This window comes from Streptomyces sp. NPDC057445 (genome assembly GCF_042802855.1).
In the GTDB taxonomy this organism is placed as follows: domain Bacteria; phylum Actinomycetota; class Actinomycetes; order Streptomycetales; family Streptomycetaceae; genus Streptomyces.
The window spans coordinates 57,034-84,027 of sequence record NZ_JBHVDH010000001.1 but is presented as its reverse complement, the minus strand read 5'-3'; the positions used below and the strand labels follow the sequence as shown (position 1 = coordinate 84,027).

Annotated in this window: 24 protein-coding genes and 1 riboswitch; of the genes, 20 read left to right on the top strand and 4 right to left on the bottom strand. The window is 70.8% G+C overall.

Features of this window, described 5'->3' with window-relative positions:
* Positions 1 to 100: 100 nt before the first annotated feature.
* The 6 genes from ACFU5O_RS00390 to ACFU5O_RS00365 all read left to right on the top strand — a co-directional run bounded on the left by ACFU5O_RS00390 (position 101) and on the right by ACFU5O_RS00365 (position 7,372).
* Positions 101 to 721, top strand: coding sequence for a heme-copper oxidase subunit III (locus tag ACFU5O_RS00390; protein WP_384234535.1), 621 nt, complete (start codon positions 101 to 103; stop codon positions 719 to 721).
* Between the two features lie 65 nt (positions 722 to 786).
* Positions 787 to 1,596, top strand: coding sequence for a c-type cytochrome (locus ACFU5O_RS00385; RefSeq protein ID WP_384234534.1), 810 nt, complete (start codon positions 787 to 789; stop codon positions 1,594 to 1,596).
* Positions 1,593 to 2,645 (top strand): Rieske 2Fe-2S domain-containing protein, encoded by a 1,053-nt coding sequence (locus ACFU5O_RS00380; protein ID WP_384234532.1) that lies wholly within the window; start codon positions 1,593 to 1,595, stop codon positions 2,643 to 2,645. The genes ACFU5O_RS00385 and ACFU5O_RS00380 overlap by 4 nt, the downstream gene beginning before the upstream one ends.
* Positions 2,642 to 4,267 carry a cytochrome bc complex cytochrome b subunit gene (locus ACFU5O_RS00375; RefSeq protein ID WP_384234530.1) on the top strand — a complete coding sequence of 542 codons (1,626 nt, stop codon included), beginning with the start codon at positions 2,642 to 2,644 and terminating at the stop codon, positions 4,265 to 4,267. Before ACFU5O_RS00380 ends, ACFU5O_RS00375 begins: the two co-directional genes overlap by 4 nt.
* Positions 4,268 to 4,393: 126 nt before the next feature.
* Positions 4,394 to 5,458 carry an anthranilate phosphoribosyltransferase gene (gene trpD / locus ACFU5O_RS00370; protein WP_384234528.1) on the top strand — a complete coding sequence of 355 codons (1,065 nt, stop codon included), beginning with the start codon at positions 4,394 to 4,396 and terminating at the stop codon, positions 5,456 to 5,458.
* A gap of 109 nt (positions 5,459 to 5,567) precedes the next feature.
* Positions 5,568 to 5,685: riboswitch (SAM riboswitch) on the top strand.
* Positions 5,686 to 5,884: 199 nt separating this feature from the next.
* Positions 5,885 to 7,372: an aminotransferase class V-fold PLP-dependent enzyme gene (locus tag ACFU5O_RS00365; RefSeq protein ID WP_384234527.1), complete on the top strand. Its 1,488-nt coding sequence runs from the start codon at positions 5,885 to 5,887 to the stop codon at positions 7,370 to 7,372.
* A 356-nt stretch (positions 7,373 to 7,728) separates the two neighbouring features.
* Here ACFU5O_RS00365 and ACFU5O_RS00360 read toward each other — a convergent pair whose 3' ends face one another.
* Both ACFU5O_RS00360 and ACFU5O_RS00355 read right to left on the bottom strand, forming a co-directional pair.
* Positions 7,729 to 8,010, bottom strand: a complete 282-nt coding sequence (locus ACFU5O_RS00360) for an Lrp/AsnC family transcriptional regulator (RefSeq protein WP_384234525.1) — start codon at positions 8,008 to 8,010, stop codon at positions 7,729 to 7,731.
* The gene (locus ACFU5O_RS00355) at positions 8,007 to 8,744 is read right to left on the bottom strand and encodes a rhomboid family intramembrane serine protease (protein ID WP_384234524.1); all 738 of its coding nucleotides are present in this window, start codon (positions 8,742 to 8,744) and stop codon (positions 8,007 to 8,009) included. The genes ACFU5O_RS00360 and ACFU5O_RS00355 overlap by 4 nt, the downstream gene beginning before the upstream one ends.
* A 113-nt stretch (positions 8,745 to 8,857) precedes the next feature.
* Here ACFU5O_RS00355 and ACFU5O_RS00350 point away from each other — a divergent pair, with 113 nt between their 5' ends.
* The 5 genes from ACFU5O_RS00350 to ACFU5O_RS00330 all read left to right on the top strand — a co-directional run bounded on the left by ACFU5O_RS00350 (position 8,858) and on the right by ACFU5O_RS00330 (position 14,373).
* A complete protein-coding gene (locus ACFU5O_RS00350) occupies positions 8,858 to 9,100 on the top strand; it encodes a hypothetical protein (protein WP_384236314.1) in 243 nt (80 codons plus the stop codon).
* Between the two features lie 43 nt (positions 9,101 to 9,143).
* A complete protein-coding gene (locus ACFU5O_RS00345) occupies positions 9,144 to 10,502 on the top strand; it encodes an NYN domain-containing protein (protein ID WP_384234522.1) in 1,359 nt (452 codons plus the stop codon).
* Between the two features lie 331 nt (positions 10,503 to 10,833).
* The gene (locus ACFU5O_RS00340; protein ID WP_384234520.1) at positions 10,834 to 11,862 is read left to right on the top strand and encodes an NlpC/P60 family protein; all 1,029 of its coding nucleotides are present in this window, start codon (positions 10,834 to 10,836) and stop codon (positions 11,860 to 11,862) included.
* A 213-nt stretch (positions 11,863 to 12,075) separates the two neighbouring features.
* Positions 12,076 to 13,122, top strand: a complete 1,047-nt coding sequence (locus ACFU5O_RS00335; protein WP_384234518.1) for an NlpC/P60 family protein — start codon at positions 12,076 to 12,078, stop codon at positions 13,120 to 13,122.
* Positions 13,123 to 13,146: 24 nt separating this feature from the next.
* Positions 13,147 to 14,373: a hypothetical protein gene (locus tag ACFU5O_RS00330; protein ID WP_384234516.1), complete on the top strand. Its 1,227-nt coding sequence runs from the start codon at positions 13,147 to 13,149 to the stop codon at positions 14,371 to 14,373.
* Positions 14,374 to 14,664: 291 nt separating this feature from the next.
* On the opposite strand, the gene ACFU5O_RS00325 is transcribed toward ACFU5O_RS00330, so the two are convergent.
* Positions 14,665 to 16,017, bottom strand: coding sequence for a glycosyltransferase 87 family protein (locus tag ACFU5O_RS00325; protein WP_384234514.1), 1,353 nt, complete (start codon positions 16,015 to 16,017; stop codon positions 14,665 to 14,667).
* 111 nt (positions 16,018 to 16,128) lie between these two features.
* Here ACFU5O_RS00325 and ACFU5O_RS00320 point away from each other — a divergent pair, with 111 nt between their 5' ends.
* The 3 genes from ACFU5O_RS00320 to ACFU5O_RS00310 all read left to right on the top strand — a co-directional run bounded on the left by ACFU5O_RS00320 (position 16,129) and on the right by ACFU5O_RS00310 (position 19,524).
* Entirely contained in the window at positions 16,129 to 17,271 is a 1,143-nt protein-coding gene (locus tag ACFU5O_RS00320; RefSeq protein WP_384234512.1) for a glycosyltransferase family 4 protein, read from the top strand.
* Between the two features lie 364 nt (positions 17,272 to 17,635).
* Entirely contained in the window at positions 17,636 to 19,261 is a 1,626-nt protein-coding gene (locus ACFU5O_RS00315) for a GMC oxidoreductase (protein WP_384234510.1), read from the top strand.
* A complete protein-coding gene (locus ACFU5O_RS00310) occupies positions 19,258 to 19,524 on the top strand; it encodes a hypothetical protein (protein WP_384234508.1) in 267 nt (88 codons plus the stop codon). Before ACFU5O_RS00315 ends, ACFU5O_RS00310 begins: the two co-directional genes overlap by 4 nt.
* A 3-nt stretch (positions 19,525 to 19,527) precedes the next feature.
* On the opposite strand, the gene ACFU5O_RS00305 is transcribed toward ACFU5O_RS00310, so the two are convergent.
* Positions 19,528 to 21,324, bottom strand: a complete 1,797-nt coding sequence (locus tag ACFU5O_RS00305) for an AMP-dependent synthetase/ligase (protein ID WP_384234506.1) — start codon at positions 21,322 to 21,324, stop codon at positions 19,528 to 19,530.
* A gap of 237 nt (positions 21,325 to 21,561) precedes the next feature.
* On the opposite strand from ACFU5O_RS00305, the gene ACFU5O_RS00300 reads away from it, so the two are divergent.
* From ACFU5O_RS00300 to ACFU5O_RS00275, 6 genes are all read left to right on the top strand, one after another.
* On the top strand, positions 21,562 to 22,323 hold the full coding sequence (locus ACFU5O_RS00300; protein ID WP_384234504.1) for a metallophosphoesterase: 762 nt from the start codon (positions 21,562 to 21,564) through the stop codon (positions 22,321 to 22,323).
* A 64-nt stretch (positions 22,324 to 22,387) separates the two neighbouring features.
* A complete protein-coding gene (locus ACFU5O_RS00295) occupies positions 22,388 to 22,843 on the top strand; it encodes an SRPBCC family protein (RefSeq protein ID WP_384234502.1) in 456 nt (151 codons plus the stop codon).
* An 11-nt stretch (positions 22,844 to 22,854) separates the two neighbouring features.
* On the top strand, positions 22,855 to 24,144 hold the full coding sequence (locus ACFU5O_RS00290; protein ID WP_384234500.1) for an ArsA family ATPase: 1,290 nt from the start codon (positions 22,855 to 22,857) through the stop codon (positions 24,142 to 24,144).
* Positions 24,145 to 24,205: 61 nt separating this feature from the next.
* Entirely contained in the window at positions 24,206 to 24,634 is a 429-nt protein-coding gene (locus ACFU5O_RS00285; RefSeq protein WP_384234498.1) for a DUF5304 domain-containing protein, read from the top strand.
* Positions 24,635 to 24,695: 61 nt separating this feature from the next.
* Complete coding sequence (locus ACFU5O_RS00280) at positions 24,696 to 25,637, top strand: ROK family glucokinase (protein WP_384234496.1); 942 nt, start codon at positions 24,696 to 24,698, stop codon at positions 25,635 to 25,637.
* Between the two features lie 546 nt (positions 25,638 to 26,183).
* On the top strand, positions 26,184 to 26,945 hold the full coding sequence (locus ACFU5O_RS00275; RefSeq protein ID WP_384234495.1) for an endonuclease/exonuclease/phosphatase family protein: 762 nt from the start codon (positions 26,184 to 26,186) through the stop codon (positions 26,943 to 26,945).
* Positions 26,946 to 26,994: the final 49 nt, after the last annotated feature.

The window sequence follows — 26,994 nt, the reverse complement described above, 5'->3', positions numbered from 1 at the left end:
GCAAACGACAGCCTTTCGATGGGCCGTTCGGGCTGGACACGGGGTACTGACACACCGAACGGCACCCCCCGGAGTGAGGGCTGGATAAGCGACCGACATAATGTCGGTCGTGGCGACAGCAACGACAGTAGAAACCGGGCACGCGCACCCGTCGGTCAATCGGCCGAACCTCACCAGCGTCGGAACCATCATCTGGTTGAGTTCCGAGCTGATGTTCTTCGCGGCCCTCTTCGCGATGTACTTCACCCTGCGATCGGTGATGGGTGCCGAGTACTGGGCAGAGAAGGCTTCGGCCTTGAACTTCCCCTTCTCGGCGACCAACACCACGATCCTGGTGCTCTCCTCCCTCACCTGCCAGCTCGGCGTCTTCGCCGCCGAGCGCGGTGACGTGAAGAAGCTCCGCACCTGGTTCGCGATCACATTCGTGATGGGTGCGATCTTCATCGGCGGCCAGGTGTTCGAGTACACCGAGCTGGTCAAGAAGGACGGCCTCTCGCTGTCCTCCGACCCGTACGGCTCGGTCTTCTACCTGACCACCGGCTTCCACGGTCTGCACGTGACGGGCGGTCTCATCGCCTTCCTGCTGGTTCTCGGCAGGACGTACGCGGCCAGAAGGTTCACCCACGAGCAGGCAACCGCCGCCATCGTCGTGTCCTACTACTGGCACTTCGTCGATGTCGTCTGGATCGGCCTCTTCGCCACGATCTACATGATCAAGTAGCCGGGTCCGTACCCGCACCCATTCCAGAAGCATCGACGCAGAAGATCCTGACACCGGGGTAATCCGTGAAAAAGCTCTCCGCACGACGACGCCATCCGCTGGCGGCGGTCGTCGTCCTACTCCTCGCGCTGGCGGCCACTGGGGGGCTGTACGCCGCGTTCGCGCCCGCGGACAAGGCGCAGGCAGACGAAACCGCCCAGTCCCTCGCCATCGAGGAGGGGAAGAAGCTCTACACCGTCGGCTGCGCCAGCTGCCACGGAAAGGGCGGTCAGGGCACCTCTGACGGCCCCTCCCTGGTCGGCGTCGGTTCCGCCGCCGTGGACTTCCAGGTCGGCACCGGCCGGATGCCCGCGCAGCAGCCGGGCGCCCAGGTGCCGAAGAAGAAGGTCATCTACACGCAGGCCGAGATCGACCAGCTCGCCGCGTACATCTCCTCGCTCGGACCCGGGCCGGTCACGCCCACCGAGAAGCAGTACAGCCCCAACGGGGCCGACATCGCCAGGGGCGGTGACCTGTTCCGCACCAACTGCGCGCAGTGCCACAACTTCACCGGTGAGGGCGGCGCGCTCACGCACGGCAAGTACGCGCCGAGCCTCGAGGGCGTGGACCCGAAGCACATCTACGAGGCCATGGAGACCGGCCCGCAGAACATGCCCTCCTTCCCGGACGGCGTCATGCCGGAGCAGGAGAAGCGGGACATCATCGCCTACATCCAGACCGTCAACAGCGGCGAGACGGAGAACCCGGGCGGCCTGAGCCTGGGCAGCCTCGGTCCCGTCACCGAGGGTCTGTTCGCCTGGATCTTCGGTCTGGGCTCCCTGATCGCAGTCGCCATCTGGGTCGCGGCCCACACCGCTAAGGCCAAGAAGTCATGAGTAGCCAAGACATTCCAGAAGAGACCCTGCCTTCCGAGCAGGAGCGCGCGCACGGAGAGGTAGCGGTCGCCGACGATCCGTTCGCCGACCCGGGCCTGCCGCCGCACAAGCCGCGCATCCAGGACATCGACGAGCGGGCCGCCAAGCGGTCCGAGCGTGCCGTCGCCCTGATGTTCACGCTGTCGATGCTGGCCACGATCGGCTTCATCGCGTCATACGTGATCTTCCCGGTCGACAAGATCGTCTACATCTGGCCGTTCGGCCACATCAGCGCCCTGAACTTCGCGCTCGGTATGACGCTCGGCGTCGCGCTGTTCTGCATCGGCGCGGGGGCGGTCCACTGGGCCCGCACCCTGATGTCGGACGTGGAGGTCGCGGACGAGCGTCACCCGATCGCCGCCGACCCCGAGACCAGGGCCAAGGTGATGGCCGACTTCGCGGCCGGCGCCGAGGAGTCCGGCCTCGGCCGGCGCAACCTGATCCGTAACACGATGCTCGGCGCGCTGGCCATGGTGCCGCTCTCCGGTGTGATGCTGCTGCGCGACCTGGGCCCGCTGCCCGAGGAGAAGCTGCGTCACACGCTGTGGGCCAGGGGCAAGCAGCTCATCAACATGAACACGGACGAGCCGCTGCGTCCCGAGGACATCGCCGTCGGTTCGCTGACGTTCGCCATGCCCGAGGGGCTGAGCGAGCACGACCACAACTTCCAGACGCAGATCGCCAAGGCCGCCCTGATGATCGTCCGTATCCAGCCGGACGAGATCAAGGACAAGCGCGAGCTGGAGTGGTCGCACGACGGCATCGTGGCGTACTCGAAGATCTGCACCCACGTCGGCTGCCCGATCTCCCTGTACGAGCAGCAGACGCACCACGTGCTCTGCCCGTGCCACCAGTCCACCTTCGACCTCTCCGACGGCGCCCGCGTCATCTTCGGCCCGGCCGGTCACCCTCTTCCGCAGCTGCGGATCGGTGTGAACGACGAGGGCTTCCTCGAGGCGCTCGGCGACTTCGAAGAGCCCGTCGGCCCTGCCTTCTGGGAGCGCGGATGAGTACTGCAAGTGACGCAAAGCGCAAGGCGCCCGCAGGTGAGCGGGTCGCCGACTGGGCTGACGGCCGACTCGGGATCTTCTCCCTGGCCAAGTCCAACATGCGCAAGATCTTCCCGGACCACTGGTCCTTCATGCTGGGCGAGGTCGCGCTCTACAGCTTCATCATCATCATCCTCACGGGTGTGTATCTGACGCTGTTCTTCCACCCGTCGATGAACGAGGTGGAGTACCACGGCACGTACGCGCCGATGCAGGGTGTCCTGATGTCGGAGGCGTACGCCTCGACGCTGGACATCAGCTTCGACGTCCGCGGTGGTCTGCTCATCAGGCAGATCCACCACTGGGCGGCGCTGATCTTCCTCGCGGCGATGTTCGTGCACATGATGCGCGTCTTCTTCACGGGCGCCTTCCGCAAGCCGCGTGAGATCAACTGGCTGTTCGGCTTCCTGCTGTTCGTCCTCGGCATGTTCACCGGTTTCACCGGCTACTCGCTCCCGGACGACCTGCTCTCGGGCACCGGTGTCCGCTTCACGCAGGGCGCGATCCTGTCCGTGCCGGTCGTCGGCACGTACATCTCGATGTTCCTGTTCGGCGGGGAGTTCCCCGGCGGCGACTTCGTCGCCCGGTTCTACTCGATCCACATCCTGCTGCTGCCGGGCATCATGCTCGGTCTGCTGGTGGCGCACCTGATCCTGGTCTTCTACCACAAGCACACGCAGTTCGCGGGTCCCGGACGGAAGAACAGCAACGTCGTCGGCATGCCGCTGCTGCCGGTCTACATGGCCAAGGCCGGAGGCTTCTTCTTCCTGGTCTTCGGCGTGATCGCGATCATCGCGGCCATCGCGCAGATCAACCCGATCTGGGCCATGGGTCCGTACCGTCCGGACCAGGTGTCCACCGGCGCCCAGCCCGACTGGTACATGGGCTTCGCCGAGGGTCTGATCCGCTTCATGCCGGGCTGGGAGATCAACCTCTGGGGGCACACGCTCGTCCTGGGTGTGTTCATCCCGCTGGTGCTCTTCCCGCTGGTTCTCGGCCTGATCGCGATGTGGCCGTTCCTCGAGTCCTGGGTCACCGGCGACAAGCGCGAGCACCACATCGCGGACCGGCCGCGCAACGCGCCGACCCGTACCGGGTTCGGTGTCGCCTGGATCACGGCGTACATGGTCATGCTGATCGGTGGTGGAAACGACCTCTGGGCGACCCACTTCAACCTGTCGATCAACTCGATCACCTGGTTCGTACGGATCTTCTTCATCGTCGGACCGGTCGTCGCGTTCATCGTCACCAAGCGGATCTGCCTGGGTCTGCAGCGACGGGACCGGGACAAGGTGCTGCACGGTCGCGAGAGCGGCATCATCAAGCGGCTGCCGCACGGTGAGTTCGTCGAGATCCACGAGCCGCTGTCGCAGGGCGCGCGGTACACACTGACCGCGCACGAGCAGTACAAGCCGCTCGAGATCGGCCCGACGGTCGACGAGAACGGCGTGGAGCGCAAGGTGCCCCGCATGGAGAAGCTCCGTGCGAGCCTCAGCAAGGGCCTGTTCGGCGAGGGAAACCAGATTCCCAAGCCCACGCCCGAGGAGTACAAGCAGATCGAGAGCGGCCACGGCCACCACTGATCCGCCCCGCTGATCCGAGCGATCGCCACGGCTGGAGCCCCGTCCACTCGATGGACGGGGCTCTTTGCCGTCCATCCGGGTGGATAGGGTGGTGCCATACCTGTACGTACGGACCCAGGAGCGGCCATGAGCGCTGTGACCCCCGCAGGAGGACCTACCGCGGCGGGCCGTTCCTGGCCCGAGGTACTGGACTCCCTGCTGTACGGACGCGACCAGAGCGCCGACGCCACCGCCTGGGCCATGGACCGCATCCTCCGGGGGGAGGCGACCGACGCGCAGATCGCCGGGTTCGCCGTCGCACTGCGGGCCAAGGGCGAGACCGTCGAGGAGATCTCCGGACTCGTACGGACGATGTACGACCACGCCAGGGTGATCGAGGTGCCCGGGCGGACCGTCGACATCGTCGGCACGGGTGGTGACGGTGCCAAGACCGTGAACATCTCGACCATGTCCGCGATCGTGGTGGCCGGCACCGGCGCGAAGGTCGTCAAGCACGGCAACCGTGCCGCGTCCAGCGCGAGTGGTGCCTCTGACGTGCTGGAGAAGCTCGGCGTCAATCTGGAGTTGACCCCGGAGCGGGTCGCCGAGGTCGCGGAGGAAGCGGGCATCACCTTCTGCTTCGCGGTGAAGTTCCATCCCGCGCTGCGGCACGTCGCCGCGGCCCGCAAGGAGCTCGGCATCCGGACGACGTTCAACTTCCTGGGGCCGCTCACCAACCCCGCCCGGGTGAGGGCCCAGGCCACGGGCGTCGCCGATGCCCGGATGGCGCCCATCATGGCCGGGGTGCTGGCCGAGCGGGGATCCAGCGCGCTCGTCTTCCGCGGGGACGACGGCCTGGACGAGCTCACGACGACCGCGACCTCCCGGGTCTGGGTGGTACGCGACGGCTCGGTGCGCGAGGAGGCCTTCGACCCCCGGGACGTGGGCATCGAGCCGGTCCCGGTGGAGGCACTTCGCGGCGCCGACGCCTCGTACAACGCGGATGTCGCGCGCCGGCTGCTGGCCGGCGAGACCGGCCCGGTCCGGGACGCGGTCCTGCTCAACTCGGCGGCGGCACTGACCGCGCTGGAACCGGGCGAGGGCACTCTGGTGGAGCAACTGCGGGCCGGTATGGCCAAGGCGTCGGAGTCGATCGACTCGGGCGCCGCCCGACGTGCACTGGAGCGGTGGGTGGCGGCGAGCAACCGCTGACACCGGGCATCCGGCATCCGGCCGGGGCCACGGCTCCTGACGCAGGGCGCAGTCCAGAGTGCGGACTGCGCCTTGCGCGTTCCCCGCCGTATGGCAGGATGCTTTCCAAGGTCATGAGTGACAGCGATTACGGCCCCGGCCCGCTGTCCGGCAACCCTCCGTCCGTGGCGGGGTGCCCCGGGTGAAGACCAGGCCGTGGGCAGCGAGGTCCGCGGCAAGCGCGGACCCCTTGCCACCCCTGGGGTCCTGGTCCTCGAGGGAGCAGTTCTCGTGAGCAAGCGAATGCGCTAGGGCCTCTCGGCCCCCTTCCCACCCTCCGCACGGCGTCGCCGTGCGTCGAGGCAACACCCGCATGCCGGACGGCAGTTCTGCCGCCGCGCGGGTTCGTCACAGCCAATTCGCCTTTGTCTGCCGGGAGATACCGCCATGTCCGCACGCCTGAACGCGACCGCCACCGCCACCGCCACCGCCACCGCCACAGCAACCGTCGCCGCACCTGCCACCGCCGCTGTCGCCTCCGTCGCCGTCCCCACCACCGACACCGACCCCTGCTGCGCCGCCCCGCTGCCCGTACTCGGCCGGGACGTCACCGTTCCGCTCGTGACCGGTGGCGAGGTCACGTACGCCGCCCTCGACTACGCGGCCAGCGCGCCGGCCCTGCAGCGGGTGTGGGACGACGTGGCCGCCTACGCCCCCTACTACGGCAGCGTGCACCGCGGCGCCGGGTATCTCTCGCAGCTGTCCACCGATCTGTTCGAGAACAGCCGGGTGACCGTCCATGAGTTCCTCGACTGCCGGGAAGACGACCAGGTCGTCTTCACCCGTTCGACGACGGACTCGCTGAATCTGCTCGCCTCCGCCCTCCCCGACGACTGCCAGGTCTTCGTCTTCGAGTCCGAGCACCACGCCTCGCTGCTGCCGTGGGGGACCGGCGCCCGCGTGACCTGCCTCGACGCGCCGCGCACACCGGGCGACGCGGTGCGGACCCTGGAGCTCGCCCTCGCCGGCCGCGACCGTTCCCCCGGCTCCTCGAGCTGGGGAGACCCGGTCGGGCCCGCGCTGGTCTGTGTCACCGGCGCGTCCAATGTGACCGGTGAGCTCTGGCCGGTGCGGGAACTCGCAGCCGTCGCCCACGCCCATGGCGCGCGGATCGTCCTGGACGCCGCCCAGCTCGCGCCCCACCACCCCGTCTCCGTAAGGGATCTGGACGTCGACTGGGTCGCCTTCTCCGGGCACAAGCTGTACGCGCCCTTCGGTTCCGGTGTGCTCGCGGGACGTGCGGACTGGCTGCGGGAGGCGGAGCCGTACCTCGCGGGCGGCGGCGCTTCGCGCAGGGTCGCGCGTCGTGCCGACGGCGGGGTGGACGTGGACTGGCACACCACCGCGGCCCGCCATGAGGCCGGTTCGCCGAACGTCATCGGCGTCCATGCGATCGCGTCCGCCTGCAGGGCGCTGACGGAGGCCGGGTTCGACGCGCTCGTCGCGCGTGAGCAGCACCTCGTCGCCGCCGTCCGCGCGGGCCTCGCCGAGGTGCCGGAGGTCAGGGTGCTGTCGCTGTTCGGCGACGATGCTCCTCGAGTCGGCGTCATCTCGTTCGTGGTGGAGGGCTGGAACAGCTCGCACTTCGCCGCGGCGCTCTCGGCCGAGTACGGCATCGGCGTACGGGACGGGCTCTTCTGCGCCCATCCGCTCCTGCGCACCCTGCTCGGGAGCGACCCGCAGGACGTGGGCGAGTGCGGTGCCCCGGAGGCGGAGCCGGGCGAGAGGTCCCTCAACGCGATCCGGGTCAGCTTCGGGGCCGGTACACCGGACGAGCACGTGGAGCGTTTCGTACGGGCGGTGAAGGAGCTGGTCCGCGACGGTGCGAAGTGGAACTACCGTACCGAGGACGGCAGGTGCGTCCCGGCGGTATGAGAAGGCGTCCGGTGGGCCGTGGCGGCGGAGCCCCGCCGTCGCGGCCCGCTCCCCGGTGCGGCCCGGCCGAACGTGCCGGGCTTCGCGGGCGCCTGGCGTCTCCGTGCCCGGGGCACGGGAGGGGGTTGAACGCGGCAGCGAAGGGGCCTCTCGACTGCGGCCCTTCCGGGTGGGTGGGCTTGTCGGGTCCCGAGGTTCCTCCAGAGCTCCGCCCGGGCCGCGGCGTTGCCGGACTCCAAGTACGTCGAGTACGGGGGCGACCCGACCTTCCCCAGCCTCCGGGCGGGCGCCCACCGTCGTGCGATGCACCGCACCCGACGCCGCGGGCCGGTCCTCGAAGGCCGCCCGGACACGGTCTACGCGTCGAGGCCGATCGCGAACGCCGCCTCGAGGTCGTGCTGCGAGTACGTACGGAACGCCACGTGCGTGTCCGTCGCCTCGACGCCCGGGATCTTGCTGATGCGCCCGGGGATGACATCCGCGAGATCGTCGTGCTTGGCGACCCGGACCATCGCGATGAGGTCGTACGTACCCGTGACCGAGAAGACCTCGCTGACGCTGTCCAGCGAGGCGATCGCCTCGGCGATCTCCGGGATGCGGTCCACGCTGGTCTTGATGAGCACGATCGCGGTGATCACGGCTGGTTGTCTCCCTCGGTGGCCGTGGCTTGGGCTTTCACTCTAGCCCCCTGCCGGAAACGGCCCCACGCGTAGAGAAAGCCGATCACGAAGCCCACGAGATGGGCCAGATACGCCACCCCCGGGCCCGACGACGTGCTCTGCGCCTCCGCCAGCCACTGCAGGACGAACCAGAAGAGCAGCACGATCCATGCGGGGAACCGCAGCGGCAGGAAGAAGAGGAAGGGGAAGAGACTCGTCACCCGTGCCCGCGGAAAGAGGCAGAGGAAGGCGCCGAGCACTCCGGAGATCGCCCCGGAGCCCCCCACCAGTGTCTGTGCCGACTCCGCGTTCGCCGCCGCGTACGCGAGGAGCGCCAGATAGCCGCAGCCGATGTAGAAGAGCGCGAACTCCAGATGCCCCATCCGCTCCTCCGCCATCGCGCCGAAGACATAGAGGAACAGCATGTTGCCCAGCAGGTGCAGCCAGCTGCCGTGGACGAACAGCGCGGTCAGCGGGGTGAGGAGCGCGCGGGGGGAACTGCGCATCAGTTCGCTGGGGATCACGCCCCAGCGTTCGAAGTAGGACGTCGTCGACACGAGCAGGGTGTCCCCGGTGCCGTACGAGGGGTTGAGCCCGGAGACCGGACCGGCGACGAACAGCAGGCAGCACAGGCCGATCACTCCGTACGTCACCGCCGGGCCTCGCACCGCGCCTCCGACCGTGTCCCCGACCGCCCTCCGCCACTCGATCATGTCCAGAGCATGGCGTACCGGGACGGGTGGGAAGCAGCGCCTCGCCGTGTCGTGGCACGCCCCCGAGGTCGTAGGGTTACGGGCAGTACGCGCGACGAGACGAGGACGGCATGATGACGACGGTGCCCACACCGACCGCCACCACCCGGTGGCGCTGCACGCTCTGTGGCAACCTCACCCGCTTCGATGTGACCCGTTCGTCCAGAGTCGTCGAATACGTCCATCTGGACCTCGCGGGTGAGCCCACGGTGGAGGAGCGCGAGGTGGTCAGTGAGACCATCGAGTCGGTCCGCTGCCGCTGGTGCAACGCGGTGGACCAGATCGAACTGGTGGACAGGCCGGGCGCGGGCTCCTGACGGCAGACGCCCGGACGCACGGAGACAGTAGGGGTGACGGATCGTGGAGCAGCCTGACAGCGCCGGACCGGCCGGTGCGGCCGGCGGCGCGGCCGAGGCGCTCGACCGCCCGCTGCCCGAAGGCGTACGGCGACGGGTCGTCGCCCTGGTGTCGGACGCGTTCGGCGGGCTGACCGTCAGCGACCTCCCCGCCCAGCTGCGGCAGTACGCACGGTTCACCCCTACGCGCCGCGCCAAGTTCGCGGGCAACGCCATGGCCGCCGCTCTCGAGGGGGACGCGGTGTTCCGCCAGCGCATCGGCGAGTGGCTGCGCGATTCGCAGCCGGAGCTGGCCCGGGCGCTGGAGTCGGGGACGCCGCCCGCGGCCGCCGACCCCGTCGACGTGGCCGCGGCGGCCTATGTGCTGCGCCCGGTCGGCTGGGTGAAGCTGGTGGCCGCGGCGGGCGAGGAGGCCCAGCGCGCGGACGCCGAGCGCGCCGACGAGGAGTCCCGGCGTGAGCTGGACCGGCTGCGCGAGGAGAACGACCGGCTCAAGGCACAGGCCAGGGCCGAGACCGAGCGGCTGCGCACCGAACTGGAGACCGCCCGCAAGGAAGCCGAATCGCTTCACCGCAAGCTGCGCAGTGCCCAGAGCGATGTGAAGCGCGGTGAGGCCGCCCTGCGTCGCCTGGCCGCCGAGACCGAGGCGGCGAAGGCGGAGGCGCAGGCCCAGGTGTCCACGGCCGAGAGCGAGGCGCGGCGGCTCAGGGCCCGCCTCGCGGAGGCCGAGTCGGCGGTCGAGGCGGGCCGCAGGGCGGCCCGCGAGGGCCGCTCGATCGAGGACATGCGGGTACGGCTGCTGCTGGACACCGTCCTGGACGCGGCCCAGGGGCTGCGCCGGGAACTGGCGCTGCCCCCTGCGTCGCTCCATCCCGCCGACACCGTGGACGCGGTCGAGCCGGGCCGGATGACGCCCAAGGACATCGCCGCACGGGCGCTGTCCGAGACCGATCCGGCGCTCCTCGACCAGTTGCTCTCGCTGCCCCAGGTCCATCTCGTGGTGGACGGATACAACGTCACCAAGACCGGCTATCCGACGATGCCGCTGGAGAAGCAGCGGCTGCGGCTGCTCGGCGGTCTCGCGATGCTCGCCGCCCAGACGGGCGCGGAGATCACCTGTGTCTTCGACGGGGCCGAACTGGCGGCTCCCGTGCTGCTCGCGCCGCCGCGTGGCGTGCGCGTGCTGTTCTCCAAGCCGGGGGTGACCGCGGACGAGCTCATCCGGCAGCTCGTACGGGCCGAGCCGCCCGGCCGGCCGGTCGTCGTGGTCTCCACCGACCGCGAAGTCGCCGACGGTGTCGCGAAGGCGGGCGCGAGGCCGGTCGCCTCCGCCATGCTGCTGAAGCGGCTTTCGCGCGTCTAGTCCGATTGGCCCGTCTCGTAACTGCTGGGCTTAATGCCCGATTTCGCGGAACGTAGTGTCAAGTGGCCATCACTACCTGTGCGATGAGTGTAAAAAATGTGCTGCGAGCGACAGTTTTTTCTCATGAGGATTTGAACTGATCACAGTGAGGTCACTAGGGTCAGGCCTCGAACCTTCGCACGGTTGATCATCCATCGGGGATGGCAGCGAAGGAACCGCCGATTTCGTGCAGTTCAGCCCAATTTTGCGGGGGAGCTGAAGCCTGCGCGGAGCCGGGGAATCAACCCCCCACTGCCCGGTAGGCGGCTCGAGGAAGAAGGAGCTCGCCTTCGTGGCGTCCCACCGTCGTCCCAAGCAGCCGAGCCGCACCCGCGTGACCGTGCTCACCGCGACCGCCGCCGCGGCCGTCGCCCTGACCTCCCAGGCCGCCCAGGCCGCCCCGGCGAAGCCGAGCAAGGACGAGGTCAAGGCGAAGGTCGACGCGCTCTACGAGGAGGCCGAGAAGGCCACCGAGGAGTACAACGGGGCCAAGGAGCAGCAGACCAAGCTGCAGAAGCAGGTCGACGCGATCCAGGACAAGGTCGCCCGCGGCCAGGACGAGGTCAACGCCCTGCGTGACAGCCTGGGTTCGGTCGCCAGTGCCCAGTACCGCTCCGGCGGTATCGACCCCGCCGTCCAGCTCTTCCTCTCCTCCGACCCGGACACCTACCTCGACAAGGCGTCCGCGATCGACCAGCTCGGTGCCAAGCAGACCGACGCCCTGGAGAACATCCAGTCGAAGCAGCGCACCCTCGCCCAGCAGCGCGCGGAGGCGGCGAAGAAGCTCGCCGACCTCGAGGACGTGCGCAAGACGCTGGGCGAGAAGAAGAAGTCGTTCCAGGGCAAGCTCGCCGAGGCGCAGAAGCTCCTCAACACCCTGACCGCCGCCGAGCGGGCGAAGTTGCAGGAGCAGGAGCAGCGCGCGAGCCGCGACGCGGGTGAGCGCGTGGACCTCGGCAACGAGGTGCCGGCCTCGCAGCGCGGCGCCGCCGCCCTGAACGCCGCAGCCACCCAGCTCGGCAAGCCCTACGTCTCCGGAGCCGAGGGCCCCAACTCCTACGACTGCTCCGGCCTGACGCAGTGGTCGTACCGCCAGGCGGGCGTGGGCATCACACGCACCACGTACACCCAGCAGAACGACGGTGTGAAGATCGGCCGCAGCCAGCTCAAGCCGGGCGACCTGGTCTTCTTCAACGGCCTTTCCCATGTGGGACTTTACGCGGGCAACAACCAGATCCTGCACGCCCCGAAGCCGGGTGCGGTGGTCCGCTACGAGTCGATGGACTACATGGGCACCTTCCAGTTCGGCGTCCGGATCTGAGGCCGGACTCCCGAGGGCCGGAAAAGGCGCCCATTCGGGCGAATTGCGGAATCCGCAGCTGACGGTACGCCCCGCCGGTGACCTCGTGGTCTCCGGCGGGGCGTCACTGTTCCCGGCCCGTAAGGCTTTTGGCCGCCCCGTAGTCGCACGGCTACTCTCTGCCGCGCAATGGCTGACAGGCCGTTGTGTCCAGCGGAAGGGAGTGCGGCTCCTGTGGCGTCCCATCGCCGACCCACCTCGTCATCGGGATTCTCCGGTTTCCACCGTGGTGCCCGGGTCACTGTTCTGTCGGCCGCGGCGGCCACCGCGGCGGCCGCGTTCGGAGCGGCACCGGCCGGCGCCGACCCGCGCGACACCCCCGGGGCCGCGCGGGCCGAGGTGGACCGGCTGTACGAAGAGGCCGAGAAGGCCACAGAGCAGTACAACAAGGCCGACGAGCGTGCCGACCGGCTGCGCGAGGAGGTGGCCGCCGTGCAGGACAGCGCGGCGCGCGGCCAGGAGAGCATCAACCGGATGCGTGAATCGCTCGGTTCGGTGGCGGGGGCCCAGTACCGCTCGGGCGGTATGGATCCCGCCCTGGCGCTGCTGCTGTCCGACGACCCGGACTCCTACCTCGACAAGGCCGCGCTCCTCGACCGGCTCAGCGAGCGCCAGACGGCCGCCCTGCGTGACCTCGGGCGCGCCCGGCACAGCCTGGGTCAGGAGCGCGCGGAGGCCAGGCGCAAGCTGGCAGAGCTGGAGCTGACCCGGTCCGCGGTCGCTCGCCACAAACGGACCGTGGAGGGAAAGCTGGCCGCGGCCCGGCGTCTGCTGAACTCCCTGCCCTCCGCCGAGCGCGACGCCTACGGCCGCACCTCCCGCTCCGCTCGCGCCGACCTGCTGCCGGACATCCCCTCGGGCCCGGGCCCAGCGTCGTCGCGGGCGGCGGCCGCGGTCACGGCGGTGAAGAGCGTGGTCGGCAGACCGTACATCTGGGGCGCCAACGGACCCAACGGCTTCGACTGCTCCGGACTCACACAGTGGTCGTACGCGCAGGCGGGCGTCGGGCTGCCGCGCACCTCCCAGGCGCAGCGCTACGCGGGGCAGCAGGTGTCCCTGTCGGAGGCGAGACCCGGGGACCTCGTGACGTACCGCTCCGATGCCAGCCACGTCGCGATGTACGTCGGCAACGGGCAGGTCGTCCACGCGCCCTACCCCGGGGCCTCGGTGCGCTACGACCCCGTCGCCATGATGCCGATCGCCTCCGTGACCCGTCCCTGACGACGGGACCGTACGATCGGCAGGGTGGCTGGTCAGGGGTTTCGTGAGCGCGGGACGACACGGCGGCGGGCGTTGGCGCTCGCCGCCGCCGCCGGGCTGCTCCTGGCGGGCGGCGGTTGCGCAGAGCCCCCGCCGGACACGACGGCCCGAGACATCCAGCAGGTGCTGGACGGACGGGCCGCGGCGGTGCTCGGCCACGACGAGGCGGGCTTCGTGGCCGCTCTCGACGGGAAGCTGCGCGCCGCCGGGCGCACGGAGTTCGCGAACCTCGCCGATGTCCCGCTGCGGTCGTGGGAGTACCGGCTGACCGGTGTGCGCCGCGAGGGCGACCGGGCCAGGGCCGATGCCCAGCTGCGCTACCGGCTGGACGGCTACGACAGCGCTCCCGTGACCATGGACCGCACCCTCGAGCTGTCCGAGCGGGACGGCCGCTGGTACGTCGTGGCCGACCGTGCCCGCGGCGGCGCCCAGCAGCTCTGGCAGCAGGGCGACGTCGAGGTCGTACGCGGCAGCCACAGCCTGGTGCTCGGGGTGGGCCAGGACAAGGAGCGGCTGCGCCGGATCGCGGCGGACGCCGATCGTGCCGTGCCCGCGGTCTCGGCCGCCTGGCCGGGGAGGTGGGCGGGCCGTGTGGTGGTCCTGGTGCCCGGCTCGCTGGAGGCGATGGGCAGGCTGCTGGGCTCGCCCGCCGCGGGGTACCGGGGGATCGCGGCAGTCACCACGGGCGAGACCAGGGGGAGCGGATCGGCGCCTGCGGACCGGGTGATCGTGAACCCCGAGGCGTACGGAATGCTCGGCGACTTCGGCCGCCGTGTGGTCCTCACACACGAGACCACCCATGTCGCCACCCGCGCCCAGACCTCCCCGGCGACCCCGATGTGGCTGTCGGAGGGCTTCGCCGACTGGGTCGCCTACCGTGCCACGGGTCGCACGGCCGCCGAGGCCGCCCCCGAACTGCGGCGAGCGGTCCGCGCCGGTGACCTGCCTTCCCGGCTCCCGGCCGACGACGCCTTCCGCTTCGGCACCGACGCGGAGGCCCTCGGCCGCGCGTACGAGGGCGGCTGGCTGGCGTGCCGGCTGATCGCAGAGCGCTGGGGGACGGAGGCCCTGGCCGGCCTCTACCGGGCGGTCGGCACGTCGGCGCGGCGCGAGGACGCGCTGGAGCGCGCGCTGCACGAGGTCCTGGGCACGAACCTGGAGGCGTTCACCGCGGACTGGCGGGAGTACGTGAGCGCCCGGCTGGGCGGCTGAGCGGGAGTACGTGAGCGCCCGGCCGGGCGGCTGAGCGGGCGTACCTGACGGCCGTCCACGGGGCCGAGGAGGAGACACCGGCCTCTCATGTCGCGGTCGGATCCGCGATCGCTCCCGGCCGGTGCCCCTCCTCGGTGCCCGTCGCCCGGGCGATGCGGAACAGCCCCGGCGGAAGGGCCGTCGGTCTCCTCCGCGCGGACGGGGGAGACGTCGCGGTGGAAGAAGCTCGCGGGGGTGTCCTCGGATCTCTCGCATCACCGTGGCCGGAGCCCTCCTCCGACTGCCCCTCGCCTACGGACTGTCGGGCCTCGGGCTTCCTTGGGCCCGCCTCGCGACGGCCCTGGCCGTGGCGGGCCGCTGCGCGGCGCTCGCCCGTCCGTTCCGGCGGGTCGTCCCCGTACCGCCGCCCGGGTACCTGAGCAGCTCGTTGTCGCGCACCGGCTGAGCCAGCGGCCCACGGCGCCCGTGCCGCCACGGCCCGGACACCGTCCCCGTCCACAGCCGCCGGCAGGCGAGCAGCGTGGCCGCCACCAGCAGGCCGTTGCGCAGGGCCAGCAGAGCGATGCCCAGCGGGTGGCCGGCCACGACATGGGAGAACCAGACCGGGAACTCGAGGAACGTGACGCCGGTGGCCGCCAGCACCAGGACGGCGGGCAGAGCCATCCTGCTCGACCTGAACGCGAGACACACGGCGCCCGTACCGACCAGCCAGATCATGTACTGCGGGCTGATCACGCGGCTCGTCGTCGTGAACAACAGCACCGCCGTGAACGCCGCGTCCGGCGCGGTGCCCGTCGTGAACTCCGTCGCCCGCAGCCGCCACACCAACAGCCAGCCCAGCGCGAGCACGGTCAGTGCCATCGCCACCCCGCTCACCAGCGGGACGTACGGGCCGAGGAACTCCATCGAGCCGTAGTTCAGCAGCACCTGACCGTCCCACCACCCCGCGTACCGCGCCACATGGAAGACCAGCGCACCCAGCGACTCGATCTCCGTGCCCCGGTCGCGCTGGAACGTCAGGAACGCCAGTGCCCCCGGCGCGGCCACGGCGAAGAGCAGCAGCAGCGCGCCCGCTGTGAACGCGGCGGTTGCCCAGGTGCGCCGTTGCCGCACACCGGCCAGCAGCAGCACCGGCCACACCTTCAGCAACGCCCCGAAGCCGACGAGGGCGCCGGCGGCCACGGGCCGGCGGGCGGCGGCCAGCAGGGCCGCCACCGCGACGGCCGTCACCATCAGGTCGTATCGCGCGTACGCCGTCGGCCCGAGCAGCGGCACCCCCGCGACCCAGGTCCAGGCTCCTCTCAGCGACCTGCCGGGCCGCCTCCCCGCATGGAGCAGCAGCCCGAGCGCCACCGCGTCGCAGACCAGTGAGAGAACGAAGAAGGCCGTGACATAGCCGAGGAAGGGGAGGAGGGCGGGGGAGAGGATCGCGAGAGCGGCGGCGGGCGGGTACTGCCAGGTGACGTCGTCCACCGGGTATGTGCCGGTCCTCAGCACCTCGTACCAGCCCCGGTAGATCACGGCGACATCGCTGGTCACATCAGGACCGCGGACGAGGATCACCTTCAGGACGCAGAGCAGGAGCGCGGCCCTGGTGAGGACCCACATCGCGACGGAGAGGGATACGCCGGCGGCGCTCTTCATGTCCACCTCGTCTGTATTTTCGACGTTTCATTCGGTTCTGGCCTGTCATGATGCCCGGCAGGGGCGCGCACCGGCGAAGAGGCATGGCCGCCATTGGTACTGTCGGCGGCGATGGACAAGACCCTGATCGTGACCAATGACTTTCCGCCGCGGCCCGGCGGCATCCAGGCGTTTCTCCACAACATGGCGCTGCGCCTGGACCCCGAGCGGCTGGTCGTCTACGCCTCCACCTGGAAGCACGGCAGGGAGGGCATCGAGGCGACGGCCGCGTTCGACGCCGAGCAGCCCTTCACGGTGGTCAGGGACCGTACGACCATGCTGCTGCCCACGCCGCGCGTCACCCGGCGGGCCGTGGGGCTGCTGCGGGAGCACGGCTGTACGTCGGTGTGGTTCGGGGCCGCCGCCCCGCTCGGGCTGATGGCGCCCGCGCTGCGCAGGGCGGGCGCCCGGCGGCTCGTCGCCACGACCCATGGCCATGAGGCCGGATGGGCGCAGCTGCCTGTGTCCCGGCAGCTCCTGCGCAGGATCGGCGAAGGCACGGACACGATCACCTACCTCGGTGAGTACACGCGCTCGCGGATCGCCCGCGCGCTCACGCCCCAGGCGGCGGGACGGATGGTGCAGTTGCCGCCCGGCGTCGACGAGAAGACCTTCCATCCGGACTCGGGGGGCGACGCCGTGCGGGACCGGCTCGGGCTGGCCGACCGCCCCGTGGTCGTCTGTGTGTCCCGGCTCGTACCGCGCAAGGGCCAGGACACGCTGATCCTCGCCATGCCCTCGATCCTGGCGAAGGTTCCGGACGCCGTACTGCTGATCGTCGGCGGCGGACCGTACGAGGCCGAACTGCGGGGGCTCGCTCGGTCGACGGGCGTGGCCGCGTCCGTCCGGTTCACCGGCTCCGTCCCCTGGGAGGAGCTGCCGGCGCACTACGGCGCCGGTGACGTCTTCGCCATGCCGTGCCGTACGCGGCGCGGGGGGCTGGACGTGGAGGGCCTCGGCATCGTCTACCTGGAGGCGTCGGCGACCGGCCTCCCGGTCGTCGCCGGTGACTCGGGCGGCGCGCCGGACGCCGTCCTCGACGGCGAGACGGGCTGGGTGGTCCGTGGCGGCGCCCCGGAGGAGTCGGCGGAGCGCATCGTGACCCTGCTCCAGGACCCCGAACTCCGCCGCAGGATGGGCGAGCGCGGACGGGAATGGGTGGAGGAGAAGTGGCGCTGGGATCTCCTCGCGGACAAGCTCAGGACCCTGCTCTAGAGCGTGCACCGGACGCCGCAGGCCCTGTCCTGCGGGCGGACGGCGCTGCTTCGCGGACACGACCTGGCCGTGCGGCTGCGCCCGGGTGCCGGTGATCCGGACCGGCACGTCTCCGGCCTGTCCGCTGTCCGCTGTCCGCTGTCCGCTGTCCAGGGGGGCACCGGGCGCGGGGACGGTACGAGGTACGTCGATACCGGGGTCTCCGGGCGCGCGGTGGCCGTACGGGATGCGTCGGACGAGCCCGTCGGAAGTTCGAGGCGGACGCCCTCCGGTCCGTCCTGGCGCAAACGGCACTCTTGCGCCCCACAGAAAAAGCCCTGCGCAGCAGATAGGCGGAATCGAATAATCCGCCCATGCTGCGCACATGACATCAAATCTGACGCGCCGTCACCTCCTGGGTCTCGGCGCCCTCCAGACCGCCGCTGCCCTCGGCCTGACCCGCATCACGCTCACCCCGGCCCGGGCGGCGGCCCGCCCCGCCGGGACGGCCGACAACCACACCCCCGCCCTCGTCATCGGATCCGGCTACGGCGCGGCCGTCGCCGCCCTGCGCCTCGGTGAGGCCGGAATCCGTACCCTCGTCCTCGAAATGGGCCGCCTGTGGGACACCCCCGGGCCCGACGGAAAGGTGTTCTGCACCACATCCGCCCCTGACCGGCGCTCCATGTGGTTCCGCACCCGCACCGAGGCACCGCTCGCCCAGTTCCTCTGGCTCGATGTCGTCAACAAGAACATCAGCCCGTACCCCGGCGTCCTCGACCGCGTCCACTACGACAACATGTCCGTGTACGTGGGGCGCGGTGTCGGCGGCGGATCGCTCGTCAACGGCGGAATGGCGGTCACCCCGCAGCGCGCGTACTTCTCCCGGATGCTGCCGGGCGTCGACGCGGCCGAGATGTACGACACGTACTTCCCGCGCGCCCGGCAGATGCTGGGCGTCAACACCGTCAACCCCGCGTGGTTCGAGGCCACCGAGTGGTACCGCTTCAGCCGGATCTCGCGGAAGCACGCCGCCAACGCCGGTCTGAGGACCACCTTCGTGCCCAATGTGTACGACTTCGGGTACATGGAGCGCGAAGCCGCCGGCCAGGCCACCAGGTCCGCCCTCGCCGGGGAGGTCATCTACGGCAACAACCACGGCAAGCGCAGCCTCGACCGTACCTATCTCGCCGCCGCGCTCGGCACGGGCAACGTCACCATCGAGACCCTGCACCGGGCACGCGCCGTCCGCAGACAGCCCGACGGCACCTATGTCGTCACCGCCGACCGGATCGACCTGACGGGCAAGGTCGTCGCCACCGGCGAGTTCGGCTGCGACCGGCTCTTCCTCGGCGCGGGCAGCCTCGGCACCACCGAACTCCTGCTGCGCGCCCGCGAGTCGGGAGCACTGCCCGACCTCAGTGCCGACGTCGGCACCGGCTGGGGCACCAACGGCAATGTCATGACGGCCCGCGCCAACCACTTGTGGGACACCGTCGGAGCCAACCAGGCGACCATGCCGGTCATGGGCATCGACGACTGGAACAACGCGGCCAACCCGGTCTTCGCGGAGATCGCCCCGCTGCCCATGGGCTTCGAGCACTGGATCAGCCTCTACCTGGCGATCACACAGAACCCGGAGCGCGGCACGTTCACCTACGACGCCGCCACGGACTCGGCGCGTCTCAACTGGGCCCGCGCACAGAGCCAGCCGTCCGTCAGCGCGGCCAAGAGCCTCTTCGACCGCATCAACAGAGCCAACGTCACGATCTACCGCTACGACCTCTTCGGCGGCAACAGGACCTTCGCCGACGACTTCACGTACCACCCGCTCGGCGGCTGTGTCCTCGGCCGGGCCACCGACAACTACGGCCGGGTCAGAGGCGCACCGGGCATCTATGTCACCGACGGGGCCCTCGTCCCGGGCTCCATCGGTGTCAACCCGTTCGTTACGATCACCGCGCTCGCCGAGCGGAACATTCAGCGAATCCTCGAGGAGGACACGCGGTGACCGACCGGCCGTGCAGACGCAGGACGCAGCCTTGCGGGTGTCCCACGAACAGGAAGGACCGGCTCTGCGCCGCCTTCGTCTGGGGTGCGGCGTTCGCCTTCGCTGCCGCGCTCGGGCGGCTCACCGGTCTTGTCGCCGTGACCGGCGCCGCCGTCGCGTTCGTCGTGCTGTGCACCGCCGTGCTGCTGCTCCGCGGCCATCGCGCAGGCTGCGCGACGACACGCGGAGCGCGCGCCCTGGTCCGGGTCACCGACGGGTTCTGACCCTCAGGCCCGGTAGATCGCCTCGATCTCGTCGGCGAAGTCCTTCGCCACCACATTCCGCTTCAGCTTCAGCGACGGCGTGATGTGGCCGGCTTCCTCCGTGAACTGGGAGGTGAGGATGCGGAATTTCCGCACCGATTCCGCCTTGGAAACCGCGGCATTGCCCTCGTCCACCGCCCGCTGGACCTCCGCCAGCAGATCCGCGTCGTCGCGCAGCGAAGCGGCCGTCGAACCGGCCGGCTTGCCGTTGTCGGCGGCCCAGCGGGCCAGGAACTCGTCGTCGATCGTGACCAGCGCGCCCACGAACGGCCGCCCGTCACCCACGACCATGCACTCCGCGACCAGCGCGTGCGCCCGGATGCGGTCCTCGATGACCGCAGGGGCGACGTTCTTGCCGCCCGCCGTCACCAGGATCTCCTTCTTCCGGCCCGTGATCGCGAGGTAGCCGTCCTCGTCGAGCGTGCCGATGTCACCGGTGTGGAACCAGCCGTCGGCCAGCGCGTCGGCGGTCGCCGCCTCGTTGTTCCAGTAGCCGCTGAAGACGTGCTCGCCGTGTACCAGGACCTCGCCGTCGTCGGCGATCCGTACCACGGAGCCCGGCAGCGGCTGCCCGACCGTACCGATCTTCTGGCGGTCCCAGGGGTTGAACGCCGTGGCCGCACAGGTCTCGGTGAGGCCGTACCCCTCGAGCACCGTGAAGCCGATGCCACGGTAGAAGTGGCCGAGGCGCTCGCCCAGCGGTGCGCCGCCGGAGATGGCGAACTCGCCACGGCCGCCCAGCACCGCACGCAGCTTGCTGTAGACGAGCCTGTCGAAGACCTTGTGCTTGAGCTTCAGCCCGAACGACGCGCCCTGCGGGGTGTCGAGCGCCCGGCTGTACGCGATGGCCGTGTCGGCGGCCTTGTCGAAGATCTTGCCCTTGCCGTCCGCCTGGGCCTTCGCCCGCGCGGAGTTGTAGACCTTCTCGAAGACGCGCGGCACACCGAGGATCAGCGTCGGCCTGAACGAGGCCAGTTCGTCGGTGAGGTTCTTGATGTCCGGCGCGCAGCCGAGTTTGATCGGCGCCATCGCGGGCGCGAGCGCGACCATGCGGCCGAACACATGGGCCGCGGGCAGGAACAGCAGCACGGAGCTGTGACCCGTGCGGAACAGCGGCTTGAGACGCTCGACCAGATTGCCGCACTCCGCGAAGAACGCGCGGTGGGTGAGCACACAGCCCTTGGGGCGGCCGGTGGTGCCCGACGTGTAGACGATCGTCGCCGGGTCGTCGGCCTTGGCGACGGCGCTGCGCTCGTCGACCGTCCCGTCGGAGACCTGCGCGCCGGCGGCGGTCAGCTCCTCGACCGCTCCGTCCTCGATCCGCCAGATCTGCTTCAGGGCCGGCAGGCCCTCCCGTACCGACTCGACGGCGGCGGCGTGCGCGTCGCTCTCCACGATCACCGCGACCGCCCCGGAGTCACCGAGGATCCACTGCACCTGCTCGGCGGAGCTGGTCTCGTACACCGGCACGGTCACCGCGCCGGCGCTCCAGATCGCGAAGTCCAGCTGGACCCACTCGTAGCGGGTGCGGGACATCAGGGCGACCCGGTCGCCCGGCTGCACGCCGGCGGCGATCAGGCCCTTGGCGGCGGCCCGCACCTCGGCCAGGAACTGGGTGGCCGTGACGTCCGTCCAGACGCCTGCGACCTTTCTGCCCATGACTGCCACATCCGGATGCTGCGTGGCATTGCGGCGGATGAGATCCGTCAGATTGCCGTCCGTAGGGACCTCGTACAGGGCCGGAAGGCTGAACTCGCGCAAGACTGCTGCTCCTCATCGGGCGCCGGCGCCACGGCTCTGTGTGAACGCACCGGGGACTGCCCGGACGTTACCCATCAGTACTTGGTTCCGGATAGGGGGTCCCGGCCAGATGTTCTGTGCGTCACATCGGTGTGACGTCGCATCGTGAACCCTATTCCACCCGTCGGAGCACTCGGTAGTAACCGCAGGTCCAGCCGCCTCTACCCACCGTCGGCCGACGACCCTAGGGTGATCGGCATGCGAGTTCATGTGGTCAGCGACGTGCACGGGAACGCAAAGGATCTGGCCAGGGCCGGCGAAGGGGCCGACGCCCTGATCTGCCTCGGTGACCTGGTGCTCTTCCTCGACTACGCCGATCACTCGCGCGGCATTTTCCCCGACCTCTTCGGCGTCGAGAACGCCGATCTGATCGTCGAACTCCGCACCGCCCGCCGCTTCGACGAGGCCCGCGCGCTCGGGCAGCGGCTCTGGGCGGGACTCGACCGCGACGCGGCGATCCTCTCCGCGGTGCGCAGACAGTACGCCGAGATGTTCGCCGCCCTCCCGACACCGACATACGCCACCTACGGCAATGTCGACATCCCCTCCCTCTGGCCGGAGTACGCGGGCCCCGGCACCACGGTCCTCGACGGCGAGCGCATCGAGCTCGACGGACGGGTCTTCGGCTTCGTCGGCGGCGGACTGCGCTCGCCGATGCGCACGCCCTTCGAGATCTCCGACGAGGAGTACGCCGCCAAGGTCGAGGCCATCGGCGAGGTCGACGTCCTGTGCTCGCACATCCCGCCCGACGTGCCGGAGCTGACCTACGACGTCGTTCCGCGCCGTTTCGAGCGCGGCAGCCGGGCCCTGCTGGACGCCATCCGCCGGACCCGGCCGCGGTACGCCCTGTTCGGACACGTCCACCAGCCGCTGGCGCGCCGGATGCGGATCGGCTCGACCGAGTGCGTGAACGTCGGGCACTTCGCCGCGACGGGGAGGCCGTGGGCCCTGGAATGGTGACCGGTCCGGTCACGGTAGATTGCACAACGCAACCCCGTCCGGACAGCACTGGAGGAGCCCGGCGATGGCGGAACACACCAGCTCGAGCATCACCATCGACGCGGCACCGGCCGATGTGATGGGGGTGATCTCCGATTTCGCGCGTTACCCGGAGTGGACGGGCGAGGTGCAGGAGACCGAGGTCCTGGAGAAGGACGACCAAGGGCGCGCGGTGCAGGTCCGGCTGGTGCTCGACGCCGGGGCGATCAAGGACGACCACACGCTCGCGTACACCTGGACCGGTGAGAACCAGGTGTCCTGGACCCTGGTCAAGTCGCAGATGCTGCGCTCGCTGGACGGCTCGTACACGCTGGCGCCGGTCGACGGAGGCAAGCGCACCGAGGTCACGTACCAGCTGACCGTCGACGTCAAGATCCCGATGCTCGGCATGATCAAGCGCAAGGCGGAGAAGGTCATCATCGACCGGGCCCTCGCGGGCCTGAAGAAGCGCGTCGAGTCCGGCGCCGGTCCGAAGGCCTGACCCTTCCTCCCATGCGCACCGTTCTCGTGACCGGGCCCGGAGGCTCGGGCCGCACCACCGTCGCCGCCGCGACCGCGCTCGCCGCGGCGCGGCGCGGGAAGCGGACGCTGCTGCTCTCCGGCGAGGCCGACGCCGCGCTGGGCGTCACGGTCGGCACCGGACCGGGCCGGGTGACCGACCGGCTGTGGGCCGCACGGACCGACTCCGGTGCGCACTTCCGCGGCGAACTCCTCGCCTTCCAGGAGCGCAGCTCCGCGGCGCTCGATCTGCTCGGTGCGCACAAGCTGGAGGACGAGGAGCTCACCGAGCTCCCCGGCAGCGAGCAGTTCGCGCTGCTGCGAGCACTGCGGGACCTGCGCGGCGGCGACTGGGACGTGGTCGTCGTCGACATGCCCCCGGCCCGCGAGACGATCGCGCTGCTGGGCCTGCCCGAACAGCTCCGCCGCTATCTGCGCCGGCTGCTCCCGCCCGAGCGGCAGGCGGCCCGCGCGCTGCGTCCGGTGCTGGCCCAGCTCGCGGGCGTACCCATGCCGGGGCAGTGGCTGTACGAGACCGCCGCGCGCTGGGAGTCGGAGCTCTCCGCCGTGCAGGAGCTGATCGAGGACCGGAACACGACGGTACGGCTCGTCGCCGAGCCGGGGCCCGCGGGGGAGACCGCCCTGGGCACCGCCCGACTGGGCCTCGCGCTGTACGGGATGCGTACCGACACCGTCGTACCCAACCGGGTCCTGCCGCCCGCATCGCCCGACCCCTGGCTCACGGGACTCCACGCCCAGCAGGAGAAGGTCCTCAGGGGCTGGTACGAGGAGTGGCTACCGGAGTCGTCGCTCTGCGAGGTCCGCCACCTCGGCCGGGATCCGCGCGGACTCGACGACCTGACCGCACTCGACACCGAGTCGTCGTGCACCACTTTCGAGGCGGCAGGCACGGGCGGCGGTCTCTTCCCCGGCGACGGCCTCGCCGTCGAGCTGGAGCCCTCGCCGCCAGGGCGGACCGAACCGTGGGAGATCCAGGGTCCCGGCGGCTTCCGGGGGGTGGAGACCCTCCAGGAGGACGGCATGGACGGCAAGGTGGGCGACGACGAGTTCCACTGGGTGCTGCCGCTGCCCGGCGCGGTCAAGGAGCAGGTCCAGCTGGTCCGCAGAGGCGACGAACTGCTCCTGGTGGCCGGACCGTTCCGGAGGATCGTTCCCCTGCCCTCCGCCCTGCGCCGGTGCACCGTCTCGGGCGCCGGCCTCAAGGACAGCGAGCTGAGGGTCAGATTCACACCGGACCCGGGCCTGTGGCCGCGGGCCCGCTGAACAGCCACGCCCCGTTCGGGTACCGTCGGCAGTACGCAGACCCGTTCCCCAGGAGTACGCCATGAGCGATGCCAGTGAGCGTCCCGTCGACCCCGACGCCTGGGCCGATGCGTGTGCAGAGGACCTGGCGTCCGAGCGGGCCCGCCGCCGCGAGCGGTACGGCCCGGGGCCCGGTTCCGCGTCCGAGGAGCTGCGCAAGCTGATGGACGTGGTCGCGGAGAAGATGTCCTCGCTGCAGAATCCGCTCTTCGGCGTGGCCGCGCAGGGTGCCGTGCAGCAGCTGATCAGCCAGGCGAAGTCGGCCGTCGAACCGGTCATCGAGCGCAATCCGCAGGTCTTCGACCACCTGGCGGCGGCGGGCAACGAGCTGCTGGCCGCGTACCGCTCGGCCGTCGAGGGCCATGAGCGGCGCTGGACGCGCGACGAGACGGCCCACGACCCCCGGGACGGCCGTGACGACGGCCCGAGCGAGAAGATCGACCTGGACTGAGGCGGGCAGTCCCTCCGGTACCGTTGGCCTTAGCGGGGCTCGACCGAAAACTGAGGGACACATGGGACTCACCATCGGCGTCGACATCGGCGGCACCAAGATCGCGGCGGGCGTGGTCGACGACGCGGGCGCGATTCTGGACACACACACCGTGCCCACTCCGCCGACCGCAGAGGCCATCGTGGACGCGATCTCCTCAGCCGTCACCGCAGCCGGTAAGGGGCACAGCATCGAAGCGGTCGGCATCGGCGCCGCCGGCTACGTCGACGAGAAGCGTGCCACCGTCCTCTTCGCACCGAACATCGACTGGCGGTACGAGCCGCTCAAGGACAAGGTCGAGCAGCGCGTCGGCCTCCCCGTCGTCGTGGAGAACGACGCGAACGCCGCCGCCTGGGGCGAGTACCGCTTCGGCGCGGGCCAGGGCCACGAGGACGTCATCTGCATCACGCTCGGCACCGGTCTCGGCGGCGGCATCATCATCGGCAACAAACTGCGGCGCGGGCGCTTCGGCGTGGCCGCCGAGTTCGGCCACATCCGGATGGTTCCGGACGGTCTGCTGTGCGGCTGCGGCAGCCAGGGCTGCTGGGAGCAGTACGCGTCAGGCAGGGCCCTCGTCCGCTACGCCCGCCAGCGCGCGAGGGCGACCCCCGAGAACGCGGCCATCCTGCTCAGTCTCGGCGACGGCACCCCCGAGGGCGTCGAGGGCAAGCACGTCAGCGCCGCGGCCCGGCAGGGCGACCCGGTCGCGATCGACTCCTTCCGTGAGCTGGCCCGCTGGGCGGGCGCGGGTCTGGCCGACCTCGCCTCGCTCTTCGACCCGTCCGCGTTCATCGTCGGCGGCGGTGTCTCGGACGAGGGGGAGCTGGTCCTCGACCCGATCCGGAAGTCCTTCCGCCGCTGGCTGATCGGCGCCCAGTGGCGCCCCCACGCGCAGGTCCTCGCCGCCAAGCTCGGCAACAAGGCCGGCCTCGTCGGCGCGGCGGACCTGGCCCGCCAGGGCTGACACAGCTCCGCACCTCCACGCGTGTGCCCGCCGCGCCCCTCCAGGGGCCGGCGGGCACACGCGTCCCGGGCCGACGGCCCGGCAGGGTCCCGGCCCCCTGCCCGTGCCGACCGGCGCACGCCGACTCGTCTGCCTGCATCAACCTGCCTGTGCGATGTGCCCGCGGATCACTTCTCGCCCGCCCACCTTCCCCTGACCGGCGCGCCGCCCCGGACGCCGCGCCCTCCATCGCCTGCATGCATCGCGGGCGGGTCCGGGCCGGACGGCGCTCAGGGCCGCGGGCTCGCCGGGGGCGTTGTGCCTCGACCGCCGGCGGGGTTGTGCAGGGTTCCCCGGAGTCCGCGCCCAGAACGACGGCCGTTCCAGGTCACAGTGCCCGGCCTGGGACGGCGGGATCGGGTTGCCGGGCTCCGCCCCTGGCCCGTGTCTCCACGGCCTGCGGGGAGAAGCCCCGCCCCGGGAAGGGGGCGCCCGGGAAGGCGCAGCGCGGCGCGCCCCGTGGCCGGGCCGATGGCAACGGGCCCGCGGCCCGTTATCTTGATCCGCATGGCGACGTCCGAGACGCAACCGCTGCCCAACTCCCGCACCGAGCCCGATGGTTCGGCCATCGTCAGGGTGCTGAGCTACAACGTCCGCTCGATGCGGGACGACGAGGACGCGCTCGCCCGGGTGATCCGGGCGTGCCGGCCCGACCTCGTGTTCGTACAGGAGGCGCCCCGGTTCTTCCGGTGGCGCAAGCACGCGGCGAGGCTCGCCGCCAAGAGCGAGCTGGTGGTGCTGAGCGGGGGTGCGACCGCCGCCGGGCCGCTGCTGATGTGCTCACTGCGCGCGACCGTGGAGCGCACCGAGGACGTGCTGCTGCCGCTCACCCCCGGTCTGCACCGCCGGGGCTTCGCCACGGCCGTCGTACGGTTCGGCCGGGCCCGGACGGGGCTGCTCAGCTGTCATCTGAGCCTGCGGAGCGACGAGCGGTACGCCCAGGCCGGGATGCTTCTCGACCGGCTCGCGGCGATGGACGTGCCGCACGCGATCGCCGCGGGTGACATCAACGAACGGCCGGGCGGCCGCAGCTTCCGGCGGCTCGCGGGTCAGCTCCAGGACTGCTGGGCCGTCAGCCCCTGGGGCGGTGAGCACACCTTCTCGCCCGCCGACCCGCGCCGGCGCATCGACGCCGTCTTCGCCACTCCCGGCATCGAGGTCCTCGGCTGCGGTGTGCCGTCCGGCCTGCCGGGCGTCAGCGCCCACGACCTGAGGGCCGCCACCGACCATCTGCCCGTGCTCGCCGCCCTGCACGTGCCCGCGGTCTGAGAGAGGAGCAGGGGTCCGGGCCGCCGGACCGGCCCGGCGGCCCATGCGT